Origin of the sequence: uncultured Campylobacter sp. (genome assembly GCF_937890585.1) — a bacterium.
Classification (GTDB): Bacteria; Campylobacterota; Campylobacteria; order Campylobacterales; family Campylobacteraceae; genus Campylobacter_A.
Genome location: NZ_CALACG010000275.1, coordinates 1 through 5,706, shown reverse-complemented (window position 1 = coordinate 5,706; position 5,706 = coordinate 1). Strand labels below are relative to the sequence as shown.

Here is a 5,706-nt window from a genome sequence, read left to right as displayed (position 1 = left end):
CGACATCGTAGTGCCTATTTAGCGTGCTTTTGTTAAAAACACCTATCATCTTTGCCTCTTTTTCTAGGCGGTCATTTAAGCGAAGATAAAGATCGTCATTTTTCTTGATATATCTTGGCAAAAATATAAGAAAAAAGGTCATCACTACAAAGCACGCCACAGCGACCTTTGGCCGGGCAAAATGAGCATAAACGCTGAGCCGATGATCGAAATAACCGATGTAAAAAACATAGGAAAATGCGTCTCAAAGAAATTTACAAACTCTCGCGAGAGCGCTACTCTGGCGATGATGGCAGAGTCGTCTTTGGCGTTTTGCTTTTCATTCATGATGACATTTACGGCGAGCTTTGCATAGATATTTGCAAAAACTTGCGTATCCACGCGGCGCCTAATGGCTCCTACAAGCCACGCTATGAGCACAAAAAGTGCGTAAATGAGGGCGTTTAGCGTGTTGCCTTGTATGATTGTGTTGATCGCAAAGCCTGCAAATATCGGATAAGCTAGAAAAAGTCCGTTCTCTGCTAGTACAAAAGCAAAGGTCAAAATGAGCTTTTTGTTATGCTCGGTCGCTATGCCTTTTAGCGTTTTAAAGGCGTTATTTTGCAAATTTACTCCTAAAAATTTTGCGAATTTTAGCTCAAATTTACAAATTTTAAAAATTTTTTGTTGTAACTCTTGACATTACAACAAAAAATCACTATACTTCGCTCATCGGTTGTAAATAAAAAGATTACAACACAAAAATAAGGAGAATAAAATGAAAAATTATCAGGTTACAAAGATCGCAAATGCGCCAAGAGTTGAGCTAAAAGAGGCTTTAAATTTAACTGGCTGTGAGGTATCTATAAACGAGCTTCCAGCAAACGTGAGCGTGCCATTTGTCCATGCGCACAAGCAAAACGAGGAGCTTTACATCATCATTGAGGGTGACGGCGAGCTTTTCATCGACGGCGAAGTGATAGCTGTGGGTAAAGGTGAGGCGATCCGCATAGACCCAGAGGGCAAAAGGTGTTTTAAAGCTGGCAAAAACGGCATCAAAATGATCTGCATCCAGACAAAACGCGGTAGCCTAGAGCAATACACAATGAGCGACGGCGTGATAGTTGATGACGTAAAGCCAAGCTGGCTGTAAATTTAGCGAGGCGAGAGCACAAAGTGCGAGCGTAAATTTAAAGTGCGTATCGACTGTGCGATCAAACAAATCAAATTTAAAGGAATACAATGAAAATAGCAATCATAGGTGCAAACGGCAAAAGCGGCGTAAATTTAGTAGATGAGGCGCTAAAACAAGGCTACGACGTCACAGCGATCGTTAGAAACAAAGAGTATAAAAACGAAAGCGTAAAGGTCGTTTATAAAGATATTTTCGAGCTTACAAAGGCTGATCTAGCAGGCTTTGACGCGGTTATCAGTGCATTTGCAGCATGGAGCGAAGAGACTTTCCCGCTTCACAAAAAAGTGGCCGCTCACCTTGTAAATTTACTAGAAGGCACCAGTACAAGGCTCATCGTAGTTGGCGGCGCTGGCACGTTATTTGTTGATAGCAAAGGCACTATGCTCATGGATACGCCTGACTTCCCACCTGAGTATATGGGCGTGGCAAAGGCTACGGCAGAGTCTTATTTTGAGCTAAAAGGTAGCGCAAACGTGCTTTGGACATATGTAAGTCCAGCAGCCGACTACGATGAAAATGGCGCTCGCACCGGCAAATACGTGCTTGGCGGGGACGATCTCATACTAAACTCGCAAAACGAGAGCTACATAAGCTACGCAGACCTTGCGCTTGCGATCATAGACGAGCTAAAAAACAAGAAATTTATCCAAAAGCGCTTCACCGCAGTTGGCGAGAGAGCGTGAGTTTAGTTTTAGCAGGCAAATTTAAACTTATGCCTGCTAAACTTAGAGGTTTAAATATGAAATTTAAGGGAGCTTATGCAAGTTGGCATTAAATTTTCAACTGCGATACATGCGCTTTTATGTGCTAAATTTTTTGAAAACGAGAAGGTTACAAGCGAATTTATAGCTGGTAGCATAAATACAAATCCTGTTATCGTTAGAAAGCTACTTGGCGTCTTAAAGGCTGCAGGGCTCGTAAATGTCGCAGCTGGAGTTGGTGGAGTGAGCCTTGCAAAAGAGCCAAAAGATATAAATTTACTTGAAATTTTTAACGCAGTAAACGACAAAGAAAAACTCTTTAAAATTCACTCTGACTCGCCCAAAGCCTGCCCGATTGGTGGCAGGATAGAGGAGCTTTTAAGCGGGCACTTTTTAAGAGCGCAAACTGCGCTAGAAAACGAGCTAAAAAGCGTCACCTTACAAGATCTACTAGACGAGCTTGCAAGATAAATTTAGGCTAGAAATTTGATCCTTTCTAGCCTAAAAATAAATTTACAAACTACTCCTGCATTGCGATCCATTTTTGTGCGATCCTGTCGGCATTTGTCGCAGCTTACATAGACGCGATCAGTACTTCGCCTTTTGATTACGGCTTAAATTTTAATGGTTAGCGTGTAGAAATTTTCATTGCGATTTGTATTTATTTGGCTTCATAGCTAGGTTATCGCAAGCAGGTATTTCACTCTTTTGGGCTAGAAATTTAACCCAAAAGATAAATATCAATCAGCCAAAACGGATAAATTTAGCAGGCTAACGCTCTAGCCTGCAATGATTACTAAAATAAGCTATTTACGCTTTCGTTGTGATAAACACGGCGTATCACTTCGCCAAATAGTGAAGCTGTGCTTAGCACTTTTATACAAGGGAGTTCTTCTTTTAACGGGATCGTGTCAGTCACCACTAGCTCGTCTAAAAAGCCAAGTTTTAGCCTATCATAGGCTGGTCCGCTAAGCACTGGGTGCGTGCAAAACGCCATTACGCTAGTTGCGCCACGCTCTTTAAAAATTTCAGCTGCTTTTACGATGGTGCCAGCAGTGTCGATCATATCATCGACCAAGATCACATCTTTGCCTTTCACATCGCCGATCACGTTCATCACTTCGCTCTCATTTGCTTTCTCGCGGCGTTTATCAACGATGACCATATCTAGCAAATTTAGATTTTTCGCCAAAGCTCTAGCACGAGCTACGCCGCCTACATCTGGGCTTGCGACGACTGGATTTGGTAAATTTTTAGCTTTTACGTAGTCGTTAAAGACAATGCTACCATAAAGGTTATCTACCGGGATGTCAAAAAATCCTTGAATTTGTCCTGCGTGAAGGTCCATAGTAACGACCCTGTCGATGCCTGCTGTTTGCATCATATTTGCCACAAGTTTTGCAGTGATCGGCACTCTAGGAGCTGCTTTTCTATCTTGTCTAGCATAGCCAAAATATGGCACGATCGCTGTTATAGAGCTTGCGCTGCTGCGTTTTAAAGCGTCAGTTAAGATAAGAAGTTCCATTAAATTTATATTTGCTGGGGCACATGTTGGCTGGATGACAAAAACATCTTTTCCACGCACGCTTTCGCCGATTTGCACGCTGATTTCACCATCGCTAAATCTTTTTATGCTAGCTTCACTGAGTGGAAGCGACAAATATTGCGAAATTTTCTTCGAAAGCTCGATATTTGCGGTGCCTGAGAAAATTTTATAGCCTCTCATAATAGTAACCTTTTTTAGTGATTTTTATGTTGTGATTTTATCAAAACGAGCTTTAAATTTAAATTTATTATTCCAGCTATTTTATTTAAAGTTAAATTTGTTAGTTTTTATCTCCGCAATCAAAAATTTGAGCTCTTACCCTATAACCAAGTGCAGACGAGCTTCCCGCAGGGCAGGCTTTGATACCTTCAAAAAGCCAGTAGCAAAGCGCCTCTTCTTTTATAATGTAAAGTACGACTCTTTTATGGAGTCCTACTATTTCAACTGCTTCATTTTTTAGATCATTTATCGCACCTTGTCTAAGTCTTTCAATAGCTGGGTTTATTCTGCCATTTGCCTCATCGCTTCCCTCTGCCTCTCCTAAAACTTTGCAGCTATAAGGTGTAGAATTTACCATAGCTATACCTTTTGAATTTGGTGACAACGGCTTTGGTTCAAACTGTGGAGCAACACAACCAGACAATAGACCTGCAACCGCGCAAAGTAGAGCTAAATTTAAAACTTTCATCATAACCTCCTTGAAAAAAATCCAGATGTTATTTTATTTCAAAAAAATAAAAAAGGCAACATAAATTTAAAGAAGATAATTAGTTAAAAATATTTTTGACTTTTTTATTTTATCAGGGCTAAAATCACACCCATGTTCAAGATATGTAGAATTTACGACTTTATTAAAAGCAACGACGAGAGATTTAAAGGTGTCTTTATCGATAGACTATATCCTAGAGGCGTGAAAAAAGAGATCTTTTCTAGCTTCATCTGGCTAAAATCAGTCACTCCATCAAACGAGCTAAGGTCATGGTTTCATGAGGATAAGGAGGCTAGGTTTGATGAATTTTGCAAAAGATTTAGGCAAGAGCTAAATGGCAAAGAGGAGCAAGAGGGGCTAAAAGAGCTTAAAAAGCTAGAAAAAGAGTATAAAAACGTGGCGCTTCTAACTGCTGTCAAAGAGCCAGAATTTAGCCACGTTAAGGTGATAAAAGAGGCGCTTAGTTCTTTATAAAGCCACTTGCGATGACGCGATCACCATCATACATCACGCAAAGCTGACCTTGAGCCACGCCAAGCGCGTTTTGATTTAGCCTTAGTTTTGCTGTTTTGCTAGCCTTATCAACCTCTACAAAAGCCTCAAGTTTAGGGCTTCTATACCTTATCTTTGTTTCGCACTCAAATTTATCTTCATCTATAAATAAATTTACGTTTTCAAGCTCTACCACCTTTTGAGCAAGATCATCTTTCGTGCCGACAACTATCTCGTTTTTATCAGCGTTTATCTTGATGACAAAGTGTGGCTCATGAGCGCCAAAAACCTCAAAGCCACGGCGTTTGCCGATAGTATAGTGCATGTAGCCTTGATGGCGGCCGATGATATTGCCGTCTTTACCCACCACATTGCCTGGCAAATTTGTATTGTAGTGCTTGTTTAAAACCTCGATGTAGGTATTTTCAACAAAGCAAATTTCACTGCTTTCTGCCTGAGTAGCGAACTCTTCAAGCACTTTTACGCCTCTTGCTAGCTCTTTTATATCTTTTTTGAATTTATCTCCAAGCGGGAAAATGACATCCTTTAAAACCTCTTTTGGCACCTGGGCTAAAAAGTAGCTTTGATCCTTGCTAGGATCTTTGGCGCAGGTTATAAAACCATCAACCACCTGCACGTAGTGCCCAGTAGCAAGCTTCTCGCAGCCATTTGCCTTTGCAAAGTCAAGTAGCGCACCAAGCTTTATAAATTTATTACACAAAGCGCAAGGATTGGGCGTTTTGCCCTCTTTATAGAGCCTGACAAATGGATCATAGACATATTCGTTAAATTTATCCTGCAGGTCAAGGATATGCACCTTTATGCCAAGATATTCGCCCACTTTTTTGACTTTTCTGATGTTTTCTTCGTGATATCCTGGCTTTTGATGAAGCATCATGTAGCAGCCTTGCACCTCATGTCCAGCCTCTTGCAGAAATTTAGCCGTCATCGTGCTATCTACGCCGCCGCTCATTGCAACCATTATTTTCATATTTTTACCTTTTTTAAATTTAAAGGCGATATTTTATATCTTATTTTTAAATAGCCAAAATTTCGTTTGCGATAAGCTCTATATCATCAGTGA

The 5,706-nt window shown here is 40.6% G+C and carries 9 protein-coding genes; 4 read left to right on the top strand and 5 right to left on the bottom strand.

The features are described from left to right. Together Q0296_RS11555 and Q0296_RS08290 are read right to left on the bottom strand one after the other, a co-directional pair. The coding region (locus Q0296_RS11555) for an ABC transporter six-transmembrane domain-containing protein (protein ID WP_366939734.1) at positions 1-142 on the bottom strand (142 nt) is incomplete at its 3' end. A 2-nt stretch (positions 143-144) separates the two neighbouring features. After that, positions 145-606: an ABC transporter six-transmembrane domain-containing protein gene (locus tag Q0296_RS08290; RefSeq protein WP_366939733.1), complete on the bottom strand. Its 462-nt coding sequence runs from the start codon at positions 604-606 to the stop codon at positions 145-147. A gap of 151 nt (positions 607-757) precedes the next feature. On the opposite strand from Q0296_RS08290, the gene Q0296_RS08285 reads away from it, so the two are divergent. The 3 genes from Q0296_RS08285 to Q0296_RS08275 all read left to right on the top strand — a co-directional run bounded on the left by Q0296_RS08285 (position 758) and on the right by Q0296_RS08275 (position 2,346). Beyond that, positions 758-1,132 (top strand): cupin domain-containing protein, encoded by a 375-nt coding sequence (locus Q0296_RS08285; protein ID WP_298039229.1) that lies wholly within the window; start codon positions 758-760, stop codon positions 1,130-1,132. Positions 1,133-1,221: 89 nt separating this feature from the next. Then, complete coding sequence (locus tag Q0296_RS08280) at positions 1,222-1,857, top strand: NAD(P)-dependent oxidoreductase (protein ID WP_298039226.1); 636 nt, start codon at positions 1,222-1,224, stop codon at positions 1,855-1,857. A 75-nt stretch (positions 1,858-1,932) separates the two neighbouring features. Beyond that, positions 1,933-2,346: an Rrf2 family transcriptional regulator gene (locus Q0296_RS08275; RefSeq protein ID WP_298039224.1), complete on the top strand. Its 414-nt coding sequence runs from the start codon at positions 1,933-1,935 to the stop codon at positions 2,344-2,346. A 325-nt stretch (positions 2,347-2,671) separates the two neighbouring features. Here Q0296_RS08275 and Q0296_RS08270 read toward each other — a convergent pair whose 3' ends face one another. Beyond that, complete coding sequence (locus tag Q0296_RS08270) at positions 2,672-3,601, bottom strand: ribose-phosphate pyrophosphokinase (RefSeq protein WP_021084389.1); 930 nt, start codon at positions 3,599-3,601, stop codon at positions 2,672-2,674. A 100-nt stretch (positions 3,602-3,701) separates the two neighbouring features. Continuing rightward, a complete protein-coding gene (locus Q0296_RS08265) occupies positions 3,702-4,109 on the bottom strand; it encodes a hypothetical protein (protein WP_298039219.1) in 408 nt (135 codons plus the stop codon). Between the two features lie 132 nt (positions 4,110-4,241). Between Q0296_RS08265 and Q0296_RS08260 the strand changes: the two genes are divergently transcribed. Next, positions 4,242-4,604, top strand: a complete 363-nt coding sequence (locus Q0296_RS08260; protein WP_298039217.1) for a DUF488 domain-containing protein — start codon at positions 4,242-4,244, stop codon at positions 4,602-4,604. On the opposite strand, the gene mnmA is transcribed toward Q0296_RS08260, so the two are convergent. Beyond that, positions 4,591-5,643: a tRNA 2-thiouridine(34) synthase MnmA gene (gene mnmA / locus Q0296_RS08255; protein WP_298039231.1), complete on the bottom strand. Its 1,053-nt coding sequence runs from the start codon at positions 5,641-5,643 to the stop codon at positions 4,591-4,593. The genes Q0296_RS08260 and mnmA overlap by 14 nt on opposite strands. Positions 5,644-5,706: the final 63 nt, after the last annotated feature.